The sequence below is a fragment of the Microbacterium foliorum genome (assembly GCF_003367705.1).
GTDB lineage: Bacteria > Actinomycetota > Actinomycetes > Actinomycetales > Microbacteriaceae > Microbacterium > Microbacterium foliorum.
The window spans coordinates 3,220,244-3,243,038 of sequence record NZ_CP031425.1 but is presented as its reverse complement, the minus strand read 5'-3'; the positions used below and the strand labels follow the sequence as shown (position 1 = coordinate 3,243,038).

Here is a 22,795-nt window from a genome sequence, read left to right as displayed (position 1 = left end):
CCTGCCAGGCGGCACCGGGCCGTCAGTTCGCCCCAGGGCGTTCTACCGGAACAACGTGAGGAGACCCCATGAAGGGGAAGATCGGACTCGTCGTAGGGCTCGGAGCGGGATACGTCCTCGGAACGCGCGCAGGCCGCGAGCGCTACGAGCAGATCAAGACGCAGTGGCTCAAGGTCTGGAACCTCGACCCCGTGCAGGAGCAGGTCGACAAGGTCAAGGGGTACGTCGGCGACAAGGCCGCCGCGCTGCCCGGTGCGATCTGGAACGGCCTGCAGAAGGTGGCGGGATCCGTCGGCGGGAAGGACAAGACCGCCGGACAGCGGCTCGACTCCGCCGTCGCCGCGGGCAAGAAGGCGGCAGACGACATCGTGGATGTGGCGGAAGACGCCGTCGATGAGGCGAAGGACGCCGCGAAGAAGCCCGCCGCGAAGAAGCCGGCGTCGTCGCGGTCCACCGCCGCGAAGTCCGGGAGCTGAGATGCCCCGCGGATACCGTGATCGCGCAGAGGACAGCCTGCTGTCGCTGATCGGCGACCTCCCGGAGCTCATCACGAGCCTCGTCAAGGCCGAGATCAACGCGGCCAAGGCGTGGGTCTCGCGCGTCGCGAAGGATGCGGGCATCGGATCCGTCTGGTTCCTCGTCGCGCTGTTCTTCCTGTTCTGGGCCGTGCCCGTGATCCTGGTCTTCGCGATCGCCGGGCTGTCGTCGTGGTGGCCGGTCTGGCTGTCGGCGCTCGCCGTGCTCGGCATCCTGATTCTCGCCGTGCTGCTGTTCGCACTGCTCGGCATCCTGAAGTTCCGCAAGGTGCTCGCACGCAAGAACCCCGTCCAGGCGGTGGGCGAGGACGTCCGACTCGTGAAGGAGGCCGGCCGTGACGAACTCTGAGATCACGCGATCGCTGCCGAAGACCGCGGTCCCCGCAGGGATCGTCGACCCCGTCGAATCGGCGCGCGCCGAGCTGAAGGCCGCTCTCGCGGCGATCGAGATCAAGGGCAACTTCCCTCGCCGCATCGACAAGGCGTCGAAGCGCGCCGTCGCCGAGGCGCGGGTGTTCGCCGACCGCAACCCGAGTGCCGCCATCGCCGGCGCGGTCGGTGTCGCGGTGGTCGTCGGCGGCGCCGTCTGGGCGATCGCCCGGGCTCTCGCCCGCTGACCGAACGTCCGCCGACCGAAAGTCCGACCGAGGCGCATCAGCAATCCGACTCGCGTTCGCGAGCTCTTCACGAAGGGGGCAGACTGGAGCCATGTCCGATGAACGCGAAGAGAACCCGTCCGGCTTCACCCTCTGGGCGGTCTGGCGACGAAACCCCGATGTTCCGGTCACCGAATCCGACTCCACCGAGCTCGAGACGATCGTGTCGTACGTCGAGGACTCGGGCGTCACGGTCCGCGGTTTCTACGACGTCTCCGGCCTGAAGGCCGACGCGGATCTGCTGGTCTGGCTGCACGGCGACACGGCCGAAGGACTGCAGAAGGCCCTGCGTCGTCTGCGTCGCACCGAGCTGCTGCGCACCCTTCTTCCCGTCTGGAACGTGATGGGCGTGCATCGTGACGCGGAGTTCAACCGCGCGCACGTTCCCGGTTTCCTCCGTGGTGTGGAGCCCAAGGACTGGCTGTGCCTGTACCCGTTCGTCCGCACCCCGGAGTGGTACCTCGCACCCGAGGAGGAGCGTCGCAAGATGCTCGCCGACCACGGTCGCAAGGGCGCCGCGTTCACCGGGGTCATCGCGAACACGGTCGCGGCCTTCGCGCTCGGCGACTACGAGTGGATCCTCCCGCTCGAGGCCGACGAGGTCACCGAGCTGGTCGACCTCATGCGCGACCTCCGTTACACGGACGCCCGTCTGTACGTGAAGGAGGAGATCCCCTTCTACACGGGGCGTCGCCTTCGGTTCGACGAGATCGCCGACGTGCTGCAGTAAGCCGACCATGAGCACTCTTCGCACCAGGACCGCCCCGATCAGGCTGGGGACTCGACGCAGCGCGCTCGCGCAGGCCCAGTCCGGTCACGTCGCCGCGGCTCTCGAGAAGATCACCGGGCATGCGGTCGAGCTCGTGCCGATCACCAGCGAGGGCGATACCAACCGCGCATCGCTGTCGGAGATCGGCGGACAGGGCATCTTCGCCACCCGTCTGCGCGAGGCTCTGTTCGCGGGGGAGTGCGACTTTCTCGTGCACTCGCTGAAGGATCTGCCGACCGCGATCCCGGACGGTCTCGTGATCGCGGCGACGCCCCGTCGTGAGGATGCCCGCGACGTGGCGATCACCCGAGGCGGCACGCCGCTGCACGCGCTGCGTGCGGGCAGCAGGGTGGGCACGGGGTCGCCGCGTCGCATGGCGCAGGTGCATCGCCGGGCTCCGCATGCCGAGGTGGTCGACATCCGCGGCAACGTCGACTCGCGTCTGCAGCGGGTCGCGTCGGGGGAGCTCGAGGCCGTGATCCTCGCTGCCGCAGGCCTCTCGCGGCTGGGCTCCGATTCGCCGCTGCGGCGTGAGGAGCTCGGCCTCGCCGAGTGGCCGACCGCGCCCGGGCAGGGCTCGCTCGCAGTGGAGACCCGCACCGACGCTCCGGCCGACCTTCTCGCCGCGCTCGCCGCGCTCGACGATCACGACACCCGTGTGGCCGTGACCGCGGAGCGCGCCGTGCTCGAGGGGCTGGACGCCGGGTGCCAGGCTCCGATGGCCGCTCATGCGGTCGTCGAGGGAGGGGATATCCGCGTGCGGGCGGTCGTCTACGCCTCCGACGGGGGCCGTCGGATCGGGCTCGACGTCACCGAACCCCTGAACGGGGAGTATATTCGTCGGAACGGCAGCGGCAACGGAGCGGATGCTGCCGATGGTGCACCCCCGATGCACGCGGCACGCGCGATCGGGTTGTCTGTCGCCCATCGGCTGCTCGATCAAGGGGCGGCCGACCTCGTCTCCCGAGAGCATCCTTCATCATGACCAATACGAAGCAGGACCGACCGTTGGACGGCTGGCGCATCCTCGTACCCCGTGGGGGCCCGTGGGGCGACAGCGTCGCCGCGAGCCTGCGCGCGCAGGGCGCCGTTCCTGTCGTCGCGCCGCTCATCAACTTCGCGCCGACGACAGACCAGGCGGCGCTGGACGTCGCCCTCGAGCAGCTCGCCGCCGGATCGTATGACTGGCTGACGGTCACGAGTGCGACGACCGTCGACGTCATGTTCGCGCACCGGGCGGTGGTGCCGCGCACCACGCGGATCGCCGCGGTCGGCGAGACCACCGCGGCGGCGCTGCAGGCGGTCGGGTATGAGGTCGCGCTGGTTCCCGCGCAGGACAACTCTGCCGAGGGTATGGCGGAGCAGCTGATCGCGCTCGAGACGGAGCCGCGCCGCATCCTCGCCCTGCGCAGCGAGATCGCGAAGCCCGTGCTCAGCGTGCTGCTGCAGGAGGCCGGACACGACGTCGACAGTGTGGTGGCGTACCGCACGGTCGGCGTTCCGGTGACCGACCGCATCAAGCGCGACGTCGAGAACGGCCGTATCAACGCGATCCTGATCACGAGTGGGTCGGTCGCGGCGCAGGTGCGCGAGCAGTTCCCCGAGATCCCCGACGAGACTCTGCTGGCAGCCATCGGACCGCGGACGGCCAAGGATGCCGACAAGGCGGGCCTCCCGATCTCGGTCGTCGCCGACACGCAGACCGTCGACGCGCTGATCGACGCGGTGTCGAGCTTCACCCTTCCGCACGCGGCCGACGAGCTCGCGCCGTGAGCTTCCCGGATGTCCGGCTGCGCCGGCTGCGCCAGTCGCCCGCGGTGCGCGGGCTCGTGCGGGAGACCTCGCTGGAACCCCGGCAGCTGGTGCTGCCGCTCTTCGTCCGCGAGGGTCTGACGGAGGCCGTGCCGATCGGATCGATGCCGGGCGTGGCCCAGCACTCGCTCGACTCGCTGCGGGCCGCTGCCGCCGAGGCCGCCGAGGCGGGTGTGGGCGGTGTGATGCTCTTCGGTGTCCCGGCTGTGCGCGATGCACGGGGTTCGGGCGCCGATGACCCTCAGGGCATTCTGAATGTGGCGACCGAGGCGCTCGCCGCCGAGGTCGGCGACGCCCTCGTCGTGCAGACCGATCTCTGCCTCGACGAGTTCACCGATCACGGGCATTGCGGTGTGCTCGCGGCAGACGGCTCGGTCGACAACGACGCGACGCTCGAGCGCTATGCATCGATGGCGCTCTCCCAGGTGCGGGCCGGATCCCAGCTGCTGGGGCTGTCGGGGATGATGGACGGCCAGGTCGCGGTCATCCGCGAGGCGCTCGATTCCGAGGGATTCACCGACACCCTGCTGCTCGCGTATGCCGCGAAGTACGCGAGCGCCTTCTACGGACCGTTCCGCGAGGCCGTGGACTCCCAGCTCACGGGGGATCGCCGCACCTACCAGCTCGACCCGGGCAACCGCCGCGAGGGCGTGCGGGAAGCCGTCGTCGACGAGCAGGAGGGTGCCGACATCGTCATGGTGAAGCCGGCTATGGCCTTCCTCGACGTGCTGCGCGAGGTGCGTGACACCGTCCACATCCCGGTGTGGGCGTATCAGGTGTCCGGCGAGTACGCGATGATCGAGGCGGCTTCCGCGAACGGCTGGATCAACCGCCGTGCGTCGATCCTCGAATCGCTGCTCTCGATCCGCCGCGCAGGCGCCGATGTCGTGCTGACCTACTGGGCCACCGAGGCCGCTCGCTGGCTGCGCGGTTGACCTGAGCCGGCCCGGTCCGGACACCCAGCCCAGGTCTGCCCCGCCCAGCCCAGCCCAGGTCTGCGGGTCTGAGTCCTGTCTCTGGTCTGAGTCCTGAGTCCTGTCTTGGGTCTGCGCTCTGTCTCGGGTCTGAGTCTTGTCTCGGTTCTGAGTCCTGAGTCCTGTCTCTGGTCTGAGTCCGGTGCCCAGCTCTTCGGGCTAGCCTTGAGGGGGCGCCGGGAGACCTCCGCGCGCCGCTGAGGAGTGTGCTGTGACCGACCGCATGACCGACCGCAATGACGACCTGTTCTCCGCTGCCCGTGCGGTGATCCCCGGTGGCGTGAACTCGCCGGTGCGCGCGTACGGTTCGGTCGGTGGAACGCCGCGCTTCCTCGCGTCGGCGTCGGGTGCGACGGTCACCGATGCCGCGGGCAACGACTACGTCGACCTGGTCGCGTCGTGGGGTCCTGCGCTGCTCGGCCACACGCAGCCCGAGGTCGTCGCTGCGGTGCAGGAGGCAGCGACCCGCGGTCTGTCCTTCGGTGCTCCGACCGAGGGCGAGGTCGAACTCGCGTCCGTGATCGCCGACCGCGTGCGTGTGGGGGAGGCCCGGCCCGTCGAGCGCGTGCGTCTGGTCTCGACCGGCACGGAGGCCACGATGACGGCGATCCGTCTCGCCCGCGGTGCGACGGGACGCGACCTGCTGGTGAAGTTCGCCGGCCACTACCACGGGCACTCCGACGGGCTGCTCGCCGCGGCGGGTTCGGGTGTCGCCACGCTCGCCCTGCCCGGTTCGGCGGGTGTCCCCGCCCCGATCGCCGCGCAGACGCTCGTGATCGACTACAACGACCCCGGCGCGCTGGAGGCGGTGTTCGCCGAGCACGGCGATCGCATCGCCGCGGTGATCGTCGAGGCGGCTGCGGCCAACATGGGCGTCGTGCCGCCCGCGCCCGGCTTCAACCGGCTGCTGGCCGATACCGCGCACGCGCACGGCGCGCTGCTGATCCTCGACGAGGTGCTGACCGGCTTCCGCGTGCACCCGGCGGGATTCTGGGGTCTGCAGGCGGCAGCGGGGGAGCAGTACCTGCCCGACATCATCACCTTCGGCAAGGTCGTCGGCGGGGGGATGCCCCTGGCTGCTCTCGGCGGACGCGCGGACGTCATGGACATGCTGGCGCCCCTCGGCCCTGTGTATCAGGCGGGCACCCTCTCGGGTAACCCGCTCTCGGTCGCCGCGGGTCTCGCGACGCTGAGGCTCGCGACCCCCGAGGTCTACGCCACGGTCGATGCGGCGGCCGCCCGGGTCTCGGCGGCGCTCGATGCCGCGCTCACGGATGCCGGCGTGACCCACGCCGTCGCTCACGCCGGCAGCCTGTTCAGCGCGTCGTTCCGCGCGTCGGCGCCCCGCACGTACGTGGACGCACTGGCACAGGAGTCGTACCGCTACGCACCGTTCTTCCACGCGATGCGCGAGCAGGGCGTCGCCCTGCCGCCGAGTGTGTTCGAAGCATGGTTCCTCACCGCCGCACACCGCGAAGAGGAGCTGCAGAGGATCGAAGCGGCGCTGCCGATCGCCGCTCGCGCCGCTGCCGCCGTCGCTGCGCCCGCAGCGACGGCGTGAGCACGCGACCGTCTTCGCACTGACCAGCACGCGACCGTCTTCGCACTGACCGGCACGCGACCGTCTTCGCACTGACCGGCACGCGACCGTCTTCGCACTGACCGGCATGCGACCGTCTTCGCACTGACCGGCATGCGGCCGTCTCGGGTCGTCATACGAACATGACCCGGCGCGGCGGACTATCACGGTAGGTGCGTCCGAGTGGACTGCGCCAGTCGATGGTTCCGTCCGGGAGCTGGTGGGCGGTCCACCGATGGTCATCGCCGACGTCGGGATGCTTGAGTACGTGGTGGGTCGCGCAGAGATGACCCAGATTGTGGATCTCGGTCCTGCCGCCCTTCGCATGATCGAACGTGTGGTCGATCTGGCATCGGTGCACCGGCATTCTGCATCCGGGGAATCGGCAGTGCTGGTCTCTGGCTCGCAGGAATCGCCGCATCGACTCGGTCGGCGTATAGGCGTCCGTCTCCGCGACGAGTCCGGACGGATCGAGGAACAGACGCGACCACCCGCCGTTGCGTCCTGCGAGGTCGCGAGCCACGTCGGGGTGCAGCGGTCCGTGTCCGTCGAGGTGGGCAGGACGGTCATCGATCCCGGCGAGCGTCGTCGCCGCGACGGTCACCTGGATCCGAGCCTGGATGCTGTCGAGACCCGAGCCGTTCGCCGCGCTCGGGTCGGAGGCCAGAAGCAGGTCGATGAGGAGATCGGTGCGCACCTGGTCGATGGTGCGGGAGTCCGTCGTCTCGAAGCGCGGTTCCGCGCCGCTCCGCCCGGCGATCACCACTCGCGCCAACCGGGTGAGACGGTCGTGGATCGCTGTGGCGAGATACTCCGGAAGGACGACGGTCATCACAGAGAGGCCATCGTCAGCAGAACGCACGGTGACGGTCCTCTCGGATGCGGCTCGTTCATGACGTTCAACCGTCGTCGAGTCGGCGAGCGCAGCGGCGAGTTCACGCATCTGCGCGCGGGTGCGGGCCGGTGTCTCATGCTCTGCGACGATGACGGCCGCGCTGTCGTAGAAGGGCAGCACATCGGGGTCGGTCCGTCTGTTGTTCACTGCCTCTCGGACCACTCCGGCCGCCCGCACGATCTCGCGGACATGCGCGGCCGAGATCGCTCCGGCTCGGAACGCCTCCTGCACGCGCGGATGGTGGCCGTCGGCGAGGAACCCCGCGTCGGTGAGCGCATACTCGACGCTGCCCTGACTCATCCGCCCGGCGGCCGCGTACTCCGCGACCATCGATCGATGGATCGCGTCGCGGTGGTAGGGGTGCTCGTCGGACTCGGCCGTGCAGAGCCGCATCCGCTCGGCGAGGATGTCGGACGCCTCCGCCTCCAGTCGGGCGATCTGACGTCGCTTCTCGACCCAGGCATCGAGCAGTGCACGGCGCTGCTCGATGCTGAGGTCGGTGGTCGAGGTCATACTCCGATTCTAGTACATTTGTTCGAAGGTCGAGCGGAACATCGGAATGGGAGAAAGACGTGAACACGTGGGAACCGACAAGGGATCGTTGCCTTCCTGTGAGCAAGACACAGACATCTGGGCGGGTGCCGCTGGCAGACTGGACTCATGGTGACGTTGCTGCTTGATCAGACGCGACTCGAGGTCGTGCTCTCGCCGATCGAGCGGGCTGCGAGCTTTCACCGCGACAATCTCCGCATCGAGCGGGAGACCATCGCCAAGGTGCAGCTGATCGACGACGCGTGGACGTGGCTTCGGGGAGTGCCCAATCCCGGGACGCACATTCCCGGCATCCTCGCCGCCGGAACGTGGAAGGCCGCCGGCAGCACCGACTTCGTGCTGATCCGCAGACGCCGACCCAGCGTGGTCGTCGACCTCGTCGGCGATGAGCAGTATCGGCGGCTGATCCTCACGACGAGCCACGGCCTCGCACTGACTCAGGCACTCAGGCTCGACGTGACGGACGAGCCCGCAGATGTCGAGGAGATCGTCGCCACCTCACCGGTCCCCGTGTCGAAGGGCAGCCGACGTCCGGTGATCCGCCCGCGTCCGGCGTGAGGCCGGGGAGCGCCGAGACTCCCTCATGAACGAGGAACGCCCTCCATCGCCGTGCGGCGTGGAGGGCGTTCTCGTCAGGTCTCAGTAACGATGAGGCTCGGAGTCGTCCTGCTCCGAGTCGTCGCTCTGGTCCGCCTCGTTCTGGGCAGCATCGTTCTGGTCCGCCTCGTTCTGGGCAGCATCGTTCTGGTGCTCCGAGTGGTGGTCCTCGGCGTGCTCGTGGTCGTCGGCAGCACCCTCGTCGGCAGCACCCTCGGGCGCAGCACCCTCGGACGCAGTCTCGTCGATGCTCTCGACGACGCTGTCCTCACTCGATGCGTTCTCGAGCGGGTACTCCTTCGGCTCGTCCTCGTAATAGGCCCGAGCCGCCTGGGCGAGCATGGAGCTGACGGCTGCGGACCGCGGGTCGTCGTCCTCCGCCTCGTCGTCTGCAGTAGTCGCCGGCGTCGTGCCGAACAGGATCTCATCGAAAGACGGTGCGGTGGCGGACTCGGCAGGTGCCTCGGATCCGGTTGACGCCGCATCCTCGGCGGACTCGGCGGGTGCGTCCTCCTCCTCGGCTGACGACTCCTCGGCAGGCGCCTCGGGCTCGGCAGGCGCCGACTCCTCGGCGGACGCTGCGCCCGCGACGTCGGTCTCGTCGTCAGCCGTCTCGACCGCATCAGCCCCGACCGCATCAGCCTCGACCGCATCCGCCTCGACCGCATCCGTCTCGACAACAGGTGTCGCGACAGCCTCAGGCGCCTCGACGGCGGCAGGCGCCTCGATCGCCGCGGGCGCCGCGTCGGTGCGCGGGTCGAACCGGCCGCCGCGCACGAGATCGATGAAGACGTCTTCGAGGGTGGGTCCACGCTGCACGAGCGTGCTGAGCGCGATCCCGGCCGATGCCGCGATCGCACCGACGGTGCCGGCATCGCTTCCGCGCACCGTGAGCCCGGAGCGGAGCACCTCGACCTCGAGCCCGCCGGCCGAGAGCGCGGCGGTGAGCGCGGCGCGATCGGCGGCGTCGACGACCACGGATCCGGCCGACGGATCGGCGAGCGTCTCGATGCCGCTCGAGAGCATAAGCTGGCCCTTCGAGAGCACGAGCACGTTGTCGGCGACCTGTTCGACCTCGCTCAGGACGTGCGAGGAGACGAGCACCGTGCGACCTTCGTCGGCCAGCCGGCGCATCAGGAGGCGGATCCAGCGGATGCCTTCGGGGTCGAGGCCGTTCGCCGGCTCGTCGAAGACGAGGGCGCCCGGGTCGCCCAGCAGGGCGTGCGCGACGCTCAGGCGCTGGCGCATGCCGAGCGAGAAGCTGCCGATGCGGCCTTCGGCCTCCTGCTCGAGGCCGACCAGCGAGAGCACCTCGTCGACGCGGGAGAGCGGGATGCCGTTCGCCTTGGCCGCGATGGTGAGCTGGCGCGCGGCCGAACGGCGGGGGCGGTAGGCCGTCTCCTCGAGGACCGATCCGATGGTGCGCAGCGGGTGGCGCAGGTCGGGGAATGCGACACCGCCGATCGTCGCGGTTCCGCTGGTGGCGCGCACCTGACCGAGGAGGATGCGCAGCGTCGTGGTCTTTCCGGCTCCGTTCGGGCCGAGGAAAGCGGTGACGACGCCGGGTTCGACTCGCGCTGAGAAGTCGGACACCGCCGTCACGTCATTGAAGCGCTTGGTCACGTGCGTGAACTCCAGCACCTGTCCGTCGGGCATCTGCGACCTCTCGTTGCAGTGGGCAGTTCTGTCTATCCTGCCGGAAAAGCCGCCGGATCGCGTATTTACCCCACGAACGGCCGCCGTGGCAAGGCCGAATGTACGGGGTAGCCTGGCACCCGTGACCGATACCCTCGACGTCCCCCGGGTCCTCGTCCGCACCGACGGCGCCCTCGGCAGGCTCACTCTCAACAGGCCCGAGGCCATCAACGCGCTCGATTTCGGCATGGTCCGGCTGCTGGCCGGAGCCCTCGAGGCGTGGCGGGACGACACCGACGTGCAGATCGTCGTCATCGACGGGGCGGGCGAGCGCGGGATGTGCGCCGGTGGCGACGTGAGGGGGCTGCACGCGCAGATCGTGGCGGGTCACGCGGACGAGGCTGCGGAGTTCTTCCGCGCGGAATACGCGCTCAACGCCATGATCGCCGAGTACCCGAAGCCGATCGTGTCGATCGCCGACGGCATCACGATGGGCGGCGGCGTCGGGCTCTCGGGACACGCGTCGATCCGCATCGTCACGGAACGCTCGAAGCTCGCGATGCCGGAGACCCGCATCGGGTTCACCCCGGATGTCGGGGGGACATGGCTGCTCGGGCGCGCGCCGGGGCGGTTCGGGGAGTACTTCGGACTCACCGGCGGCACCATGAGCGGCGCCGACGCGGTGCTGCTCGGATTCGCCGACCACTTCGTGCCCTCCGACCGGCTGGATGCCCTGCGCGAGGCGCTCGCGTACCGCGCGGACCCCACCGGTCCCGCCGAGATCGTGCTGCTGTTCGACGAGACCCCCGAGCCCTCCGCCCTACCGGAATCCCGCGGATGGATCGATGAGGCGTTCTCCGCCGACACGGTCGCGGGGATCCTCGAGCGCCTCCACGCCCACGACGCTCCCGAGGCCGCCGCAGCCGCCGAGGTGCTCGAAGCCCTGGCGCCGACCGGGCTGGCGGTGACTCTCGACGCCGTGCGCGAGGCGCGGGAGCTCCCGGGCCTGCGCGCAGCGCTCGAGGGCGAGTACCGCCGTGTGATGTGGTTCGTCACGCGCCACCCCGACCTCGTCGAGGGGATCCGCGCGCAGCTGATCGACAAGGATCGCAACCCGCGGTGGGACCCGGCATCCATCGCCGACCTGCCGGCGGATGCCGGTGCCGGCGCCCGCGAGTTCACGCCCGAGCCGGGGCTTTTCTGAGGGCCCGACGCCACCTGAGCGGGTGGCGTCGGTTCGCTGTGAGCGAAGGTCCACCAGCAGGGGGATACGAATGTCCGCGGTTCGTGGCACTCTAGCTTGTGCGCGATCTCGGCCCGCGTCCGCCCGTCGAGAGATCAGCGACCTCATCCTTCCTAGAAAGTCCGCCTGTGCTGGGAAAAATCCTCGTCCGATATCTGTCCCGCTATAAGTGGTTGCTCGCGGCCGTGCTGGTCTTCCAGTTCGCCAGCGCGATCGCGACTCTCTACCTGCCTCGTCTGAACGAAGACATCATCAACAAGGGCGTCGCACAGTCCGACACCGAGTACATCTGGCGCACCGGGCTGTTCATGCTCGCCGTGTCGCTCGGGCAGATCACCGCGTCGGTCATCGCCACGTACTTCGCCGCACGCGCCTCGATGAGCGCCGGCCGCGACATCCGCGCCGACGTCTTCGGAAAGGTGAGCGGGTTCTCCGAGCGCGAGGTCTCGCAGTTCGGCGCAGGGTCGCTCATCACCCGCAACACCAACGACGTGCAGCAGGTGCAGATGCTCGCGATGATGGGTGCGACGATGCTCGTCACCGCGCCGCTCCTCGCGATCGGCGGCATCATCTTCGCGGTGCAGACGAACATCGGCCTCAGCTGGCTGATCGCCGTCTCGGTTCCGCTGCTGCTGATCGTCGCGGGGCTCGTCGTCAGCCGGATGGTGCCGCTCTTCCGCAGCTACCAGGGCAGGCTCGACACGGTGAACCGCGTCATGCGCGAGCAGCTGACCGGCGTCCGAGTGGTGCGCGCCTTCGTGCGAGAGCGCATCGAAGAGGAGCGCTTCCGCGGTGCGAACACCGACATCATGGTCGTCGGCCGCAAGGTCGGCTCGCTCTTCGTGCTCCTGTTCCCGCTGTTCATGCTCATCCTCAACGTCACCGTGGTCGCCGTCGTCTGGTTCGGAGGGATCGAGGTCAACAGCGGCACCGTGCAGGTGGGAACGATCTTCGCCTTCATGCAGTACATCGGTCAGATCATGGGCGGTGTGATCATGGCCAGCTTCATGGCGATCATGATCCCCCGCGCGGCCGTCTCGGCCGAGCGCATCGGCGAGGTCCTCGACACCGAGTCGAGCATGGAGCGCCCGACGAACGGCGTCACCGACTTCCCGACGCCCGGATCCGTCGCCTTCGACGGCGTCGAGTTCACCTATCCGGGGGCCGATTCTCCGGTGCTCACGGGCATCAGCTTCGGCGCTGAGCCCGGTGAGACCGTGGCGATCGTCGGATCGACGGGTGCGGGCAAGACCACGCTCGTGTCGCTGATCCCGCGCCTGTTCGACGCCTCGGGCGGCGCGGTCTTCGTGGGGGGCGCCGACGTGCGCGAAGCCGATGTGGAGTCGCTGTGGGCGACGATCGGCCTGGTGCCGCAGCGCCCGTTCCTCTTCACCGGCACCGTCGCATCGAACCTGCGTTACGGACGCGAGGACGCGACGGACGAGGAACTCTGGCACGCGCTGGAGATCGCGCAGGGGCGTGACTTCGTCGAGGAGATGCCTCAGGGACTGGAGTCCCGCATCACCCAGGGCGGTACGAACGTGTCGGGCGGTCAACGACAGCGTCTCGCGATCGCCAGGGCGATCGTCCGTCAGCCGCAGATCCTCGTCTTCGACGATTCGTTCTCCGCTCTCGACCTCACCACTGACGCCCGCCTCCGGCAGGCGCTGTGGCGCGAGCTTCCGCATGTGACCAAGATCGTGGTCGCGCAGCGAGTGTCCTCCATCACGGATGCGGATCGCATCGTCGTGCTCGAGGGGGGCACCATGGTCGGCGTGGGCACGCACGCGGAACTGCTGGAGACGAGCACGACCTATCGGGAGATCGTCGAGTCGCAGCTGGGGGTGGACGCATGAGCGACCAGAACACGCCGAAGACCCGCCGCGGTCGCGCGGCCGCGCAGACGACCGGTGCACAGACGACCGGTGCACAGACGACCGGCGCGCAGACGGCCGAGTCGGAGCTCACCGAAGAAGAGAAGTACGAGGCCGAACTCGCCGAGAAGGCACGCCAGAACGGCGGCGGGTGGGACAGCGTCGCACCGGGCAAGGCCGACAACTTCGGCAAGAGCTTCAGCCGGATGATCGGACTGCTCAAGCCGTCGGCCGTGTGGTTCATCCTCGTGTCGATCGCCGGCGCCGTCGGGGTCGTGCTCACGGTCGCCGCCCCCAAGGTGCTCGGCGAGGCGACCAACCTCATCTACAAGGGCTTCATCTCGGTGCAGCTCGGGCAGGCGAACGGGGATTTCCCCGGCTTCCCCGCCGGCACCGCGAAGGACGACGTGGTCGAAGCCCTTCGTCAGGGCGGGCAGGACGACTACGCGAACCAGATCTCGGCCCTCGGTGACTTCCGGGTCGGCGCCGGGGTGGACTTCGAGGCGCTGCGGTGGGTCATCATCGCCGTGCTCGCGATCTACATCGTCGCGGCCTTCCTCAGCTGGATCCAGGGCTACGTCATCAACGTGATCATGGTGCGCACCATGTGGCGTCTGCGCGAGTCGGTCGAGGCGAAGATCAACCGTCTGCCTCTGTCGTACTTCGACAAGGTGCAGCGCGGTGACCTGATCTCCCGCGTCACCAACGACATCGACAACATCACCCAGACCATGCAGCAGTCGCTGTCGGGCGCGATCACCGCCGTGCTCACGGTGGTGGGCGTGCTGGTGCTGATGTTCTCGATCTCCTGGCAGCTCGCCCTCGTCGCGCTCGTCGCGCTGCCGCTCATGGGTGTGATCTTCGGCGTCATCGGTCCGCGGTCGCAGAAGGCCTTCGGAACGCAGTGGCGCAAGGTGGGTCGTCTGAACGCCCGCGTCGAGGAGGCGTTCTCAGGGCACGCGCTCGTCAAGGTGTTCGGTCGTGAGAAAGACGCCCTCGACAAGTTCAAGGACGAGAACGAGGAGCTGTTCCAGGCCAGCTTCAAGGCGCAGTTCCTCTCGGGCATCATCATGCCGGCGATGACCTTCGTCGGCAGTCTCACCTACGTCGGCATCGCCGTGCTCGGCGGTCTCATGGTCGCGAGCGGCCAGCTGCGTCTCGGCGACGTGCAGGCGTTCATCCAGTACTCGCAGCAGTTCACGCAGCCGCTGTCGGAGCTGGGCGGCATGGCTGCGGTCGTGCAGTCGGGAACCGCATCGGCGGAGCGCGTGTTCGAGCTTCTCGACACCGACGAGCAGGAGGCCGACGAGCCCGATGCGCCGATGCTCGCCGACGGCGAGGGCGTCGTCGAGTTCGAGAACGTCGCGTTCTCGTACACGCCCGATCGCCCGCTGATCACCGACCTGTCGTTCCGCGTCGAGCCCGGCCAGACCGTGGCGATCGTCGGACCGACCGGAGCGGGAAAGACGACGCTGGTCAATCTGATCATGCGGTTCTACGAGCTCGACGGTGGACGCATCCTCCTCGACGGCCAGGACATCTCCGAGATCACGCGGGACCAGTTGCGCTCGCGCACGGGCATGGTGCTGCAGGATCCGTGGCTGTTCGCCGGCTCCATCCGCGAGAACATCCGGTACGGGAGATCGACCGCGACCGACGCGGACGTGCTCGAGGCCGCGAAGGCGACGTACGTCGACCGCTTCGTGCACGCCCTCCCCGAGGGCTACGACACCGTGCTCGATGAAGACGCCTCCAACGTCTCGGCAGGAGAACGGCAGCTCATCACGATCGCGCGAGCGTTCGTCGCCCAGCCGTCGATCCTCATCCTCGACGAGGCGACATCGGCGGTCGACACCCGCACCGAGCTGCTGCTGCAGAATGCGATGGCCGCGCTGCGACAGGGTCGCACGTCGTTCGTGATCGCGCACCGCCTGTCGACGATCCGTGATGCCGATCTCATCCTGGTCATGGAACACGGAGACATCGTCGAGAAGGGCACCCACGACGAGCTCATCACGGCACAGGGCGCGTACTGGCGTCTGTACCAGTCGCAGTTCGAGCAGGCCGCGACCGACATCGATGCCGAAGACGCGCTCACCGGGTCGACCCCGGTGGTCGTGAGCGGCGATGCCGACGGCACAGCGAGCGCCGCGCAGATCGGTGCGTCGGTCGGGGCGCAGGCGCCGACCGCCGAGGCCGCCGCGGCCCAGGCGATCGTCGAACGTCCGGACGCGGGAGAGACCGCGCACTGACCGCAGACGACGAACGCCCCACCCGATCATCCGGGTGGGGCGTTCGTCGTCTCGCGCTCGGCGCTCGCCGTGCGCGGTGCCCGCTGCCGGGGTCAGCGGTCGTCGGTGAGACCGAAGAGCTCGAGAGGGTGTGTCAGGCGCCACCAGGGACTCGGCCCCTCGACGTCGTCGACGAGGGAGACCGAGGTGGTCACGGTGTTCAGCGGTCCGACGCTCGTCGCGGTGCCGATCGCCTCACCCGACTCCCGATTCTCACCGAGGCTGAATGTCGTCGTCGTCTGCCCGGTCGTGCCGTTCCACAGCACGAGCTCGGCGTCGGCATCCGTCACCACATCCGTGGTCGTGCCCCATCGGGTCGTGACGGTGCCCACGACCGTGCCCTTCGGGACAGCGGCCGCCTGACCTGTCAGAGCGGTCTCGATCTGCGAGAACAGCGAGCGCGTCTCGGCCAGGCGCTGCGCATCGTCCGTCTGGCCGAGCACAGCGGCATACAGGTGCACCGTGGTGTCGTCGACGGTGATGTCCTTCGCCGTCAGCAGATTCCAGCTCTCGTCGAGCGTGCCGGTCTTCACGCCGACCACTCCCGGATCGGCGAGCATGCCGTTGGTGTTGACGACGGTCCCGGCTCCGGGCAGATCGACCGACGGCGTGCCCACGATCCCCGCGAACACCGGGTTCCGCATCGCGAGCTCGGCGAGCGCCACCAGTGCTTGCGGGGTGGCCGTGTTGCGGGCGTCGAACCCCGACGGCGTGACGATCGTGATGCCGTCGAGGCCGCGATCGCTCAACCATTCCGCGGCGGCCGCGGTGAATGCCGACTCCGACCCCCAGATCTCGCGGGAGAGACGATCGATGTAGTTGTTCGCGGACCCGAGCAGAGTGCCCTGCAGCATCTGCAGTTCGGTGAGCGTGCCGCCCACCGGCACGTCCAGCGCAGACTGGTCGGAGCGGCGGTAGTCCCAGTAGGCCAGGTTGTCGGCTCGCGTGAAGCCGAACTCCGGGCCCTGCTCGCCGACCGCGAGCGGCATGCGGTCGAGCACCATCAGGCTCGAGACGACTTTCGTGACGCTGGCGATCGCGGCCTGGTCGACCGACGACGACGCCGTGCCGATCCCCGCGATGCCGGCGGCCGCGCTTCCCTGCCCCGGCCACGTCAACGCCGCTGCGGCGGCGGAGACCGGGGCGATCTCCACGGCCTGCACGGTCGGCGCCACCTCGTGCAGCGGCCACAGCATGGTGGTGCCGGCATACGCGCCGACCAGTGCGACGAGGATGCCGGCCGGAACCAGCAGCCCCGGACGGGCGATCGCCGGCCGCAGGCTCGCGTCGCCCAGCAGAGCGGCCTCGCGCGTCGGATGCGGTGCGGTGTCGAGGGAGCCCGCAGACGTGTGCTCGGCCACATCGAGCGGGTCGACCCACGTGAGGGGAGTGCCGCCACTGCCCGGATCCGCCCACTGCGGCTCGGCATCCGCACTCGCGGCATGGAGCGTCGCGGCATCGACGATCTCGGCAGTACCGGATGCAGCAGTACCGGAGGCAGCAGCGCCGGGTGCGACAGCACCGGAGGCATCGGCGTCGGGGGCATCGGCGCCCGAGACATCGGACGGAGTGGCCTCGGCGGAGTCGGGAGCGGTCACCTCCTCACGGTACCGAACCCGCACGCAGATCTGCGGCGCGGCAACAGAAGCAGACGGGAGTGTCGGCACTGGGTAAGATCGAGAGCACAACCACGGGAGTCCGGCGAGCCGGGCTGAGAGGGAGCGAATCGCGCTTCGACCGTCGAACCTGATCTGGGTCATGCCAGCGCAGGGAGGAGTCACTGATGAGTACATCCACGTCCGGATCCACCACCGGATCCGCATCCGCTTCGGCGTCCACCGCCTCGTCCCCTCGGGGCCTCGGCCGCCCGGAGCTGTGGCGGTGGCGGGTCGTCGACATCGTCGTCGCCAGCGTCATCGCCGTCGCCTGCGCCCTGATCTTCCTGCTCTGGAACGTCGGATACGAGGTGCCGAGCAGCATCCTGAAGCCCCTGCTCCCGGGAGTGCAGGGCCTTCTCGCCGGCCCCTGGCTGATCGCCGGAGTCCTCGGAGCGCTGATCATCCGCAAGCCGGGTGCGGCGCTCTACACCGAGCTGGTGGCGGCCGTCATCTCGGCCCTCGTCGGCAACGCCTGGGGTCCGCTCACCATCGTGTCGGGTCTCGTCCAGGGGCTCGGTGCCGAACTGGTCTTCCTCGTCTTCCTGTACGGCGTCTGGCGCCTGCCGGTCGCGATGCTCGCCGGTGCCGGCGCGGGACTCGCCTGCGGCATCAACGACCGCATCCTCTGGTACGCCGGGGCGGACACGCTCTTCACCACCGTCTACATCGTCTCGACCACCATCTCGGGCGCGGTGATCGCCGGACTGGGAGCGTGGCTGATCGCCCGGGGTCTCGCCGCCACGGGCGCGCTCGGCCGGTTCGCCGCCGGTCGTGAGGTCACCGCACGGGTGTGAGTGCCCCCACGACGCCCGCCACCCTCGAAGCCCGTGGCTGGGGGTGGCGGTACGCCACCCGGCTGCGGTGGGCCGTGCGCGCCGTCGACCTGCGTATCGAACCGGGGGAGCGGGTGCTGCTGCTCGGCTCCTCCGGTGCGGGCAAGTCGACTCTGCTCCAGGGGTTCGGCGGCGTGCTCGGCGGGTCCGACGAGGGCGAGACGCACGGGGCGCTGCTCGTCGACGGTCATCCGGCGGCTGCAGAGCGCGGCCGGGTGGGCATGGTGCTGCAGGACCCCGACACGCAGACGATCCTCGCGCGGGTCGGTGACGACGTGGCCTTCGGATGCGAGAACCTCGGGGTTCCCCGTCACGAGATCTGGACGCGAGTGCGGGCGGCATTGGACGCCGTGCGGCTCGACGTCCCGATGGACCGCTCGACCTCGGCGCTGTCGGGCGGGCAGAAGCAGCGGCTCGCGCTCGCCGGCGTGCTCGCGATGCGGCCGGGAGCGATCCTGCTCGACGAACCGACCGCCAATCTCGACCCCCAGGGAGTGCGGGACGTGCGGGATGCCGTGGCAGCGGCGCTCGAGGTCAGTGGCGCGACCCTGGTCGTGATCGAGCATCGCATCGACGTCTGGCTGCCGCTGGTCACCCGGGTGATCGTGCTCGGCGCAGACCCCGACGGCACCGTCGTGCTCGCCGACGGCAGCCCCGACGAGGTGCTCGGGGCGCGCGGCGCGGAGCTCGCGGCATCCGGGGTCTGGGTGCCGGGGCATCCGCCGACCGCGCCGCCCGCTCCCGCACGCGACGCCGGGGAGCGCCTCCTCGAGGCCCGCGGCGTCACCGTCGCCCGGCAGCGCGGCCTGCCCGTCGCCGGTCCGTTCGACCTCGACGTGCGCGCCGGCGAGGTGCTCGGGGTGACCGGTGCGAACGGCACGGGCAAGTCGACGCTCGGGCTGACCCTCGCCGGCCTGCTCCCTCCGGAGGACGGCCGCGTCCGCGCTCTGCTCGCGCTCGCCGCGGGCGAGCGGGAGGATCCCTTCCGATGGTCGTCGCGCGCGCTGCTCACCCGCATCGCGACCGTCATGCAGGCTCCCGAGCACCAGCTGCTCGCGAAGACCGTGCGCGACGAGCTGGCGGTCGGCCCTCGGGCGCTGCGGATGCCGGAGCCCGAGATCACCGCGCGCGTCGACGAGCTGCTGGAGCGCCTGAGGCTCGCACCGGTCGCCGGCGCGAATCCGTACACGCTCTCCGGGGGCGAGAAACGGCGGCTGACCGTCGCCGCTGCGCTCGCCACCCGCCCACGGATGCTGGTGCTCGACGAGCCGACGTTCGGTCAGGACGCCACCACCTGGGCCGAACTCGTCGCGCTGATCGCCGATCTGCGGGACCAGGGCGCCGCTGTCGTCGCGATCAGCCACGACGAGGCCGTCCTCGAAGCCCTGTACGCCCGACGTCTCGAGGTCGGGCGGTGATCGACCCGATGACCGCCCGCATCGAACGGTCGGGACCCGTCGCCCCGCGCTCGGCACTGGCGAAGCTCGCCGCCGCCCTGCTCATCGCGGTGCCGCTCGTGCTGACGATCGACGTCGTGTCGGCATCCGTCGCGCTGCTCCTGGAGATCCCGCTGCTGCTGCTCGCGGGTCTGCGCGCCCGGGAATTCTGGGTCCGCACGGCCGTGCTGTGGGTCGCGGCGCCGTTGAGCGCCGTCACCATCGCGCTGTACGGCGCGACGAGCGGCACGGTGCACTTCGAGTGGCTGGTCATGCGCGTCAGCGACGGGTCGCTGGCGCTCGCCGCGGCGACGGCCGTGCGCGTGCTCGCGATCGGCCTCCCCGCGGTGGTGCTGTTCGTGACCGTCGACCCCACCGACCTCGCGGACGACCTCGCGCAGCGCGCCAAGCTGCCCGCCCGTTTCGTGGTCGGCGCGCTCGCCGGAATGCGGATGCTCGGTCTGCTCGTCGATGACTGGCGTGCGCTCGCGCTGGCGCGGCGTGCCCGGGGCGTCGCCGACGAGGGGCGGGTGCGCCGCGCGTTCGGCATGGCGTTCGCCCTGTTCGTGCTCGCCATCCGGCGCGGCTCTTCTCTGGCGACGGCGATGGAGGCGCGCGGCTTCGGCGGCCCGACACCGAGATCCTGGGCCCGCGAGTCGAGGTGGGATCGCCGCGACACCCTGCTGGTGCTCCTCGCCGCGGTCATCCCGGCCGTGGCGATCGTGGCGGCCGTGGCGACGGGCGCGTGGAACTTCATCCTCGGACCGACCGCCTGATCGGCTGCGCCTGATCGGCTGCGCCTGGACGGCTGCGCCCGATCGGTGCGAGCCCCGACCGATATTCAGCTTTCTCATAGCTGGGGCGCCGATGTATTCGCTAGCATCGAATGAACCCAAGGGGAGTACTCCACCACGGGCGGCTCGTCATTACGGATGTCCCTGCATCCCGGGTCCCCGGTCCTCGTTCGCGAGGATGGAGAAGACCTTGGCGTCGACATCGTCACGCCTACGTCTTCTGGAGACCTCTTGAACATCACGCCTCTCGTGTGGATCATCACGATCGCCGTCACGATCGCCTTCTTCGTGTACGAGTTCTTCGCCCACGTGCGAAAGCCCCATGAGCCCACCATCGGCGAGTCCGCCCGCTGGTCGGCGTTCTACATCGGCCTCGCACTGCTGTTCGGTGTCGGAATCGGCACGGTCTCGGGCTGGACCTACGGCGGCGAGTACTTCGCCGGATACCTCACGGAGAAGGCGCTGTCGATCGACAACCTCTTCGTCTTCCTCATCGTGATGACCGGCTTCGCCGTGCCGCGCAAGTATCAGCAGAAGGTGCTGATGATCGGAATCGTCATCGCGCTGATCATGCGCGGGGCGTTCATCGCGCTCGGCGCGGCTCTGATCGAGAACTACTCCTGGATCTTCTACCTCTTCGGCGCGCTGCTGCTGTTCCTCGCCTACCGCCAGGCCTTCGCCCACGGCGAGTCCGACCCGGCCAATGGCCGCTTCATGCGCCTCGTTCGCCGCGTCCTGCCCGTGAGCAACGAGTACAACGGCGACCGCCTCACCGTCCGGCGCGACGGCAAGCGCTTCTTCACCCCGATGTTCCTCGTGATCATCGCGATCGGTTTCATCGACCTGATCTTCGCGGTCGACTCGATCCCCGCGATCTACGGTCTGACCGAAGAGGCGTACATCGTCTTCACGGCCAACGCCTTCGCCCTCATGGGTCTGCGCCAGCTGTACTTCCTCATCGGCGGCCTGCTCGAGCGCCTGGTCTACCTGGCGCAGGGGCTCGCGGTCATCCTCGCCTTCATCGGCGTCAAGCTCGTGCTGCACGCGATGCACGTCAACGAGCTGCCGTTCATCAACGGCGGTGAGCCGATGCTGTGGGCGCCCGAGATCCCCATCTGGTTCTCGCTCGTGTTCATCGGCGCGACCATCGCCGTGGCGACCGTCGCGAGCCTCATGAAGACGCGCCGCGACGACCGGATCGATGCCGCCGCGTCCTCGACCTCTGCACCCCTCACCACCGACACACAGAAGGAACACTCGTGAACCAGTCGCGCCGCTCCGACGCGTCCGCAGACCCTGACAGACCCGGTGCCCGAGTGACCTCGGGCACCCCCGCACCGCTCGAGGTGACCCGCTGATGGGCGATCTCGCGGTCAACATCGCCCTGGTGTTCGTGTTCGTCCTCGTCGGCGGAGTGTTCGCCGCGACGGAGATGGCACTCGTCACGTTGCGCGAGAGCCAGCTCAACGCGATCGCCGCTCGCGGCAAGCGCGGAGAGAAGGTCGCGGGCCTGGCGAGGAACCCCAACACCTTCCTCTCGGCGGTGCAGATCGGCGTGACCGTCGCCGGGTTCGCCTCGGCGGCCTACGGTGCGACCTCGATCGCCCCGTCGGTCGCGCCGCTGCTCGAGAATCTCGGCGTCGCGGCACCGCTGGCACTGACGCTCGCGACGGTGCTGCTCACCCTCGTGATCGCGTACCTGTCTCTCGTGCTGGGCGAGCTCGTGCCCAAGCGCCTCGCCATCCAGCGCAACGCGCAGTTCGCCTACGCGGTCGCCCCCGTGCTCGACGGGTTCGCGACGGTCATGCGACCCGTCATCTGGCTGCTCTCGGTGTCGACGAACGCGGTCGTGCGCCTGCTGGGCGGCGACCCGAACAAGGCGGCGGACGAGCTCAGCGACGAAGAGCTGCGCGACATCGTGGCGACCCACCAGAGTCTGCCCGATGAGGAGCGACGGATCCTCGACGACGTGCTGTCGCTGCGGGGACGCCAGGTGAGCGAGGTCATGCGGCCTCGCCCCGAGGTCGTCGCGCTCGACGGGGCCGCGCCCCTGGCCGAGGCGATCGCCCAGGTGCGGGAGCTGCCGTTCTCGCGATACCCGGTGATCGACGCCTCGCTCGACGACATCGTCGGGTTCGTGCACGTGCGCGACCTGTTCGAGGCCGCGGCGGCCGATGCCGAGCGACCCGTGGTCGAGCTCATGCGCCCGGTCGAGTACGTCCCGTCGACGGCCGGGGTGCTGCCGACGCTGACCCGCCTGCGGGCATCATCGCACCACATCGCGGTCGTCGTCGACGAGTACGGCGGAACCGACGGCATCGTGACCCTCGAAGACCTCGTCGAAGAGGTCGTCGGCGAGATCTTCGACGAGTACGACACCGAGGAGCGCATGCCGGCTGCCGGCGGTGCCCTCGACGGCCGCCTGAATCTGCAGGACTTCGCCGAGATCACCGGCATCGCGCTGCCCCGAGGGGCGTCGGACACGGTCGCCGGGTTCGTCACCGAGATGCTCGGACGCCTCGCGGTGGTGGGCGATGCGGTCGAGGTGCCCGGTGCGACGATCCGCGTCACGGCCGTGGATCGTCGACGGATCTCGGAGATCCGCGTGGCGCTGCATGAAGGGGCGGATGCTCCGGTCGAATCCGCCGGCGGGAACTGACG

At 69.4% G+C, this 22,795-nt stretch carries 20 protein-coding genes and 1 riboswitch; of the genes, 17 read left to right on the top strand and 3 right to left on the bottom strand.

Annotated elements, in window-relative coordinates; all coding sequences use genetic code 11:
* The first annotated feature begins 68 nt into the window (after positions 1–68).
* The 8 genes from DXT68_RS15275 to DXT68_RS15240 all read left to right on the top strand — a co-directional run bounded on the left by DXT68_RS15275 (position 69) and on the right by DXT68_RS15240 (position 6,308).
* The gene (locus DXT68_RS15275; protein WP_045253312.1) at positions 69–476 is read left to right on the top strand and encodes a hypothetical protein; all 408 of its coding nucleotides are present in this window, start codon (positions 69–71) and stop codon (positions 474–476) included.
* 1 nt (position 477) lies between these two features.
* A complete protein-coding gene (locus DXT68_RS15270) occupies positions 478–885 on the top strand; it encodes a phage holin family protein (RefSeq protein ID WP_045253313.1) in 408 nt (135 codons plus the stop codon).
* Positions 872–1,153: a hypothetical protein gene (locus tag DXT68_RS15265; protein ID WP_174233217.1), complete on the top strand. Its 282-nt coding sequence runs from the start codon at positions 872–874 to the stop codon at positions 1,151–1,153. Before DXT68_RS15270 ends, DXT68_RS15265 begins: the two co-directional genes overlap by 14 nt.
* A 91-nt stretch (positions 1,154–1,244) precedes the next feature.
* Positions 1,245–1,922 (top strand): hydrogen peroxide-dependent heme synthase, encoded by a 678-nt coding sequence (gene hemQ / locus DXT68_RS15260; RefSeq protein WP_045253314.1) that lies wholly within the window; start codon positions 1,245–1,247, stop codon positions 1,920–1,922.
* A gap of 7 nt (positions 1,923–1,929) precedes the next feature.
* Positions 1,930–2,946, top strand: a complete 1,017-nt coding sequence (gene hemC / locus DXT68_RS15255; protein ID WP_045253315.1) for a hydroxymethylbilane synthase — start codon at positions 1,930–1,932, stop codon at positions 2,944–2,946.
* Positions 2,943–3,734 (top strand): uroporphyrinogen-III synthase, encoded by a 792-nt coding sequence (locus DXT68_RS15250; protein WP_045253316.1) that lies wholly within the window; start codon positions 2,943–2,945, stop codon positions 3,732–3,734. Before hemC ends, DXT68_RS15250 begins: the two co-directional genes overlap by 4 nt.
* On the top strand, positions 3,731–4,708 hold the full coding sequence (gene hemB, locus DXT68_RS15245) for a porphobilinogen synthase (protein ID WP_045253317.1): 978 nt from the start codon (positions 3,731–3,733) through the stop codon (positions 4,706–4,708). The genes DXT68_RS15250 and hemB overlap by 4 nt, the downstream gene beginning before the upstream one ends.
* A 262-nt stretch (positions 4,709–4,970) precedes the next feature.
* Entirely contained in the window at positions 4,971–6,308 is a 1,338-nt protein-coding gene (locus tag DXT68_RS15240; protein ID WP_045253347.1) for a glutamate-1-semialdehyde 2,1-aminomutase, read from the top strand.
* Between the two features lie 151 nt (positions 6,309–6,459).
* Here DXT68_RS15240 and DXT68_RS15235 read toward each other — a convergent pair whose 3' ends face one another.
* The gene (locus DXT68_RS15235) at positions 6,460–7,734 is read right to left on the bottom strand and encodes an HNH endonuclease signature motif containing protein (protein WP_052677643.1); all 1,275 of its coding nucleotides are present in this window, start codon (positions 7,732–7,734) and stop codon (positions 6,460–6,462) included.
* A 147-nt stretch (positions 7,735–7,881) separates the two neighbouring features.
* Between DXT68_RS15235 and DXT68_RS15230 the strand changes: the two genes are divergently transcribed.
* Positions 7,882–8,331 carry a hypothetical protein gene (locus DXT68_RS15230; protein WP_045253318.1) on the top strand — a complete coding sequence of 150 codons (450 nt, stop codon included), beginning with the start codon at positions 7,882–7,884 and terminating at the stop codon, positions 8,329–8,331.
* Positions 8,332–8,412: 81 nt separating this feature from the next.
* On the opposite strand, the gene DXT68_RS15225 is transcribed toward DXT68_RS15230, so the two are convergent.
* The gene (locus DXT68_RS15225) at positions 8,413–10,026 is read right to left on the bottom strand and encodes an ATP-binding cassette domain-containing protein (protein ID WP_082068851.1); all 1,614 of its coding nucleotides are present in this window, start codon (positions 10,024–10,026) and stop codon (positions 8,413–8,415) included.
* Between the two features lie 121 nt (positions 10,027–10,147).
* Between DXT68_RS15225 and DXT68_RS15220 the strand changes: the two genes are divergently transcribed.
* From DXT68_RS15220 to DXT68_RS15210, 3 genes are all read left to right on the top strand, one after another.
* Complete coding sequence (locus DXT68_RS15220; RefSeq protein WP_045253319.1) at positions 10,148–11,209, top strand: enoyl-CoA hydratase/isomerase family protein; 1,062 nt, start codon at positions 10,148–10,150, stop codon at positions 11,207–11,209.
* Positions 11,210–11,376: 167 nt separating this feature from the next.
* Entirely contained in the window at positions 11,377–13,104 is a 1,728-nt protein-coding gene (locus DXT68_RS15215) for an ABC transporter ATP-binding protein (protein ID WP_045253320.1), read from the top strand.
* Complete coding sequence (locus DXT68_RS15210; protein WP_045253321.1) at positions 13,101–15,374, top strand: ABC transporter ATP-binding protein; 2,274 nt, start codon at positions 13,101–13,103, stop codon at positions 15,372–15,374. The genes DXT68_RS15215 and DXT68_RS15210 overlap by 4 nt, the downstream gene beginning before the upstream one ends.
* Before the next feature lie 92 nt (positions 15,375–15,466).
* Here the strand turns inward: DXT68_RS15210 and DXT68_RS15205 are convergent, their stop codons facing one another.
* Positions 15,467–17,011 (bottom strand): D-alanyl-D-alanine carboxypeptidase family protein, encoded by a 1,545-nt coding sequence (locus DXT68_RS15205; RefSeq protein ID WP_052677644.1) that lies wholly within the window; start codon positions 17,009–17,011, stop codon positions 15,467–15,469.
* An 82-nt stretch (positions 17,012–17,093) separates the two neighbouring features.
* A riboswitch (TPP riboswitch) is annotated at positions 17,094–17,203 on the top strand.
* On the opposite strand from DXT68_RS15205, the gene DXT68_RS15200 reads away from it, so the two are divergent.
* From DXT68_RS15200 to DXT68_RS15180, 5 genes are all read left to right on the top strand, one after another.
* Positions 17,197–17,865, top strand: a complete 669-nt coding sequence (locus DXT68_RS15200; protein ID WP_045253322.1) for an ECF transporter S component — start codon at positions 17,197–17,199, stop codon at positions 17,863–17,865. (Overlaps the previous riboswitch by 7 nt.)
* Entirely contained in the window at positions 17,862–19,322 is a 1,461-nt protein-coding gene (locus DXT68_RS15195) for an ABC transporter ATP-binding protein (RefSeq protein WP_244268147.1), read from the top strand. Before DXT68_RS15200 ends, DXT68_RS15195 begins: the two co-directional genes overlap by 4 nt.
* A gap of 8 nt (positions 19,323–19,330) precedes the next feature.
* Complete coding sequence (locus DXT68_RS15190; RefSeq protein ID WP_045253351.1) at positions 19,331–20,116, top strand: energy-coupling factor transporter transmembrane component T family protein; 786 nt, start codon at positions 19,331–19,333, stop codon at positions 20,114–20,116.
* Positions 20,117–20,365: 249 nt separating this feature from the next.
* Entirely contained in the window at positions 20,366–21,397 is a 1,032-nt protein-coding gene (locus DXT68_RS15185; protein WP_045253324.1) for a TerC family protein, read from the top strand.
* 94 nt (positions 21,398–21,491) lie between these two features.
* Complete coding sequence (locus tag DXT68_RS15180; RefSeq protein WP_045253325.1) at positions 21,492–22,793, top strand: hemolysin family protein; 1,302 nt, start codon at positions 21,492–21,494, stop codon at positions 22,791–22,793.
* Positions 22,794–22,795 lie beyond the last annotated feature (2 nt).

Excerpts from the sequence above, each read along its gene's own strand:
- DXT68_RS15250 (WP_045253316.1), top strand. The coding sequence starts at position 2,943 with ATGACCAATACGAAGCAGGACCGACCGTTGGACGGCTGGCGCATCCTC.
- DXT68_RS15200 (WP_045253322.1), top strand. The coding sequence starts at position 17,197 with ATGAGTACATCCACGTCCGGATCCACCACCGGATCCGCATCCGCTTCG.
- hemC (WP_045253315.1), top strand. The coding sequence starts at position 1,930 with ATGAGCACTCTTCGCACCAGGACCGCCCCGATCAGGCTGGGGACTCGA.
- DXT68_RS15180 (WP_045253325.1), top strand. The coding sequence starts at position 21,492 with ATGGGCGATCTCGCGGTCAACATCGCCCTGGTGTTCGTGTTCGTCCTC.
- DXT68_RS15240 (WP_045253347.1), top strand. The coding sequence starts at position 4,971 with ATGACCGACCGCAATGACGACCTGTTCTCCGCTGCCCGTGCGGTGATC.
- DXT68_RS15270 (WP_045253313.1), top strand. The coding sequence starts at position 478 with ATGCCCCGCGGATACCGTGATCGCGCAGAGGACAGCCTGCTGTCGCTG.
- DXT68_RS15190 (WP_045253351.1), top strand. The coding sequence starts at position 19,331 with ATGACCGCCCGCATCGAACGGTCGGGACCCGTCGCCCCGCGCTCGGCA.
- hemQ (WP_045253314.1), top strand. The coding sequence starts at position 1,245 with ATGTCCGATGAACGCGAAGAGAACCCGTCCGGCTTCACCCTCTGGGCG.
- DXT68_RS15230 (WP_045253318.1), top strand. The coding sequence starts at position 7,882 with ATGGTGACGTTGCTGCTTGATCAGACGCGACTCGAGGTCGTGCTCTCG.
- DXT68_RS15225 (WP_082068851.1), bottom strand. The coding sequence starts at position 10,026 with ATGCCCGACGGACAGGTGCTGGAGTTCACGCACGTGACCAAGCGCTTC.
- DXT68_RS15275 (WP_045253312.1), top strand. The coding sequence starts at position 69 with ATGAAGGGGAAGATCGGACTCGTCGTAGGGCTCGGAGCGGGATACGTC.
- DXT68_RS15210 (WP_045253321.1), top strand. The coding sequence starts at position 13,101 with ATGAGCGACCAGAACACGCCGAAGACCCGCCGCGGTCGCGCGGCCGCG.
- DXT68_RS15235 (WP_052677643.1), bottom strand. The coding sequence starts at position 7,734 with ATGACCTCGACCACCGACCTCAGCATCGAGCAGCGCCGTGCACTGCTC.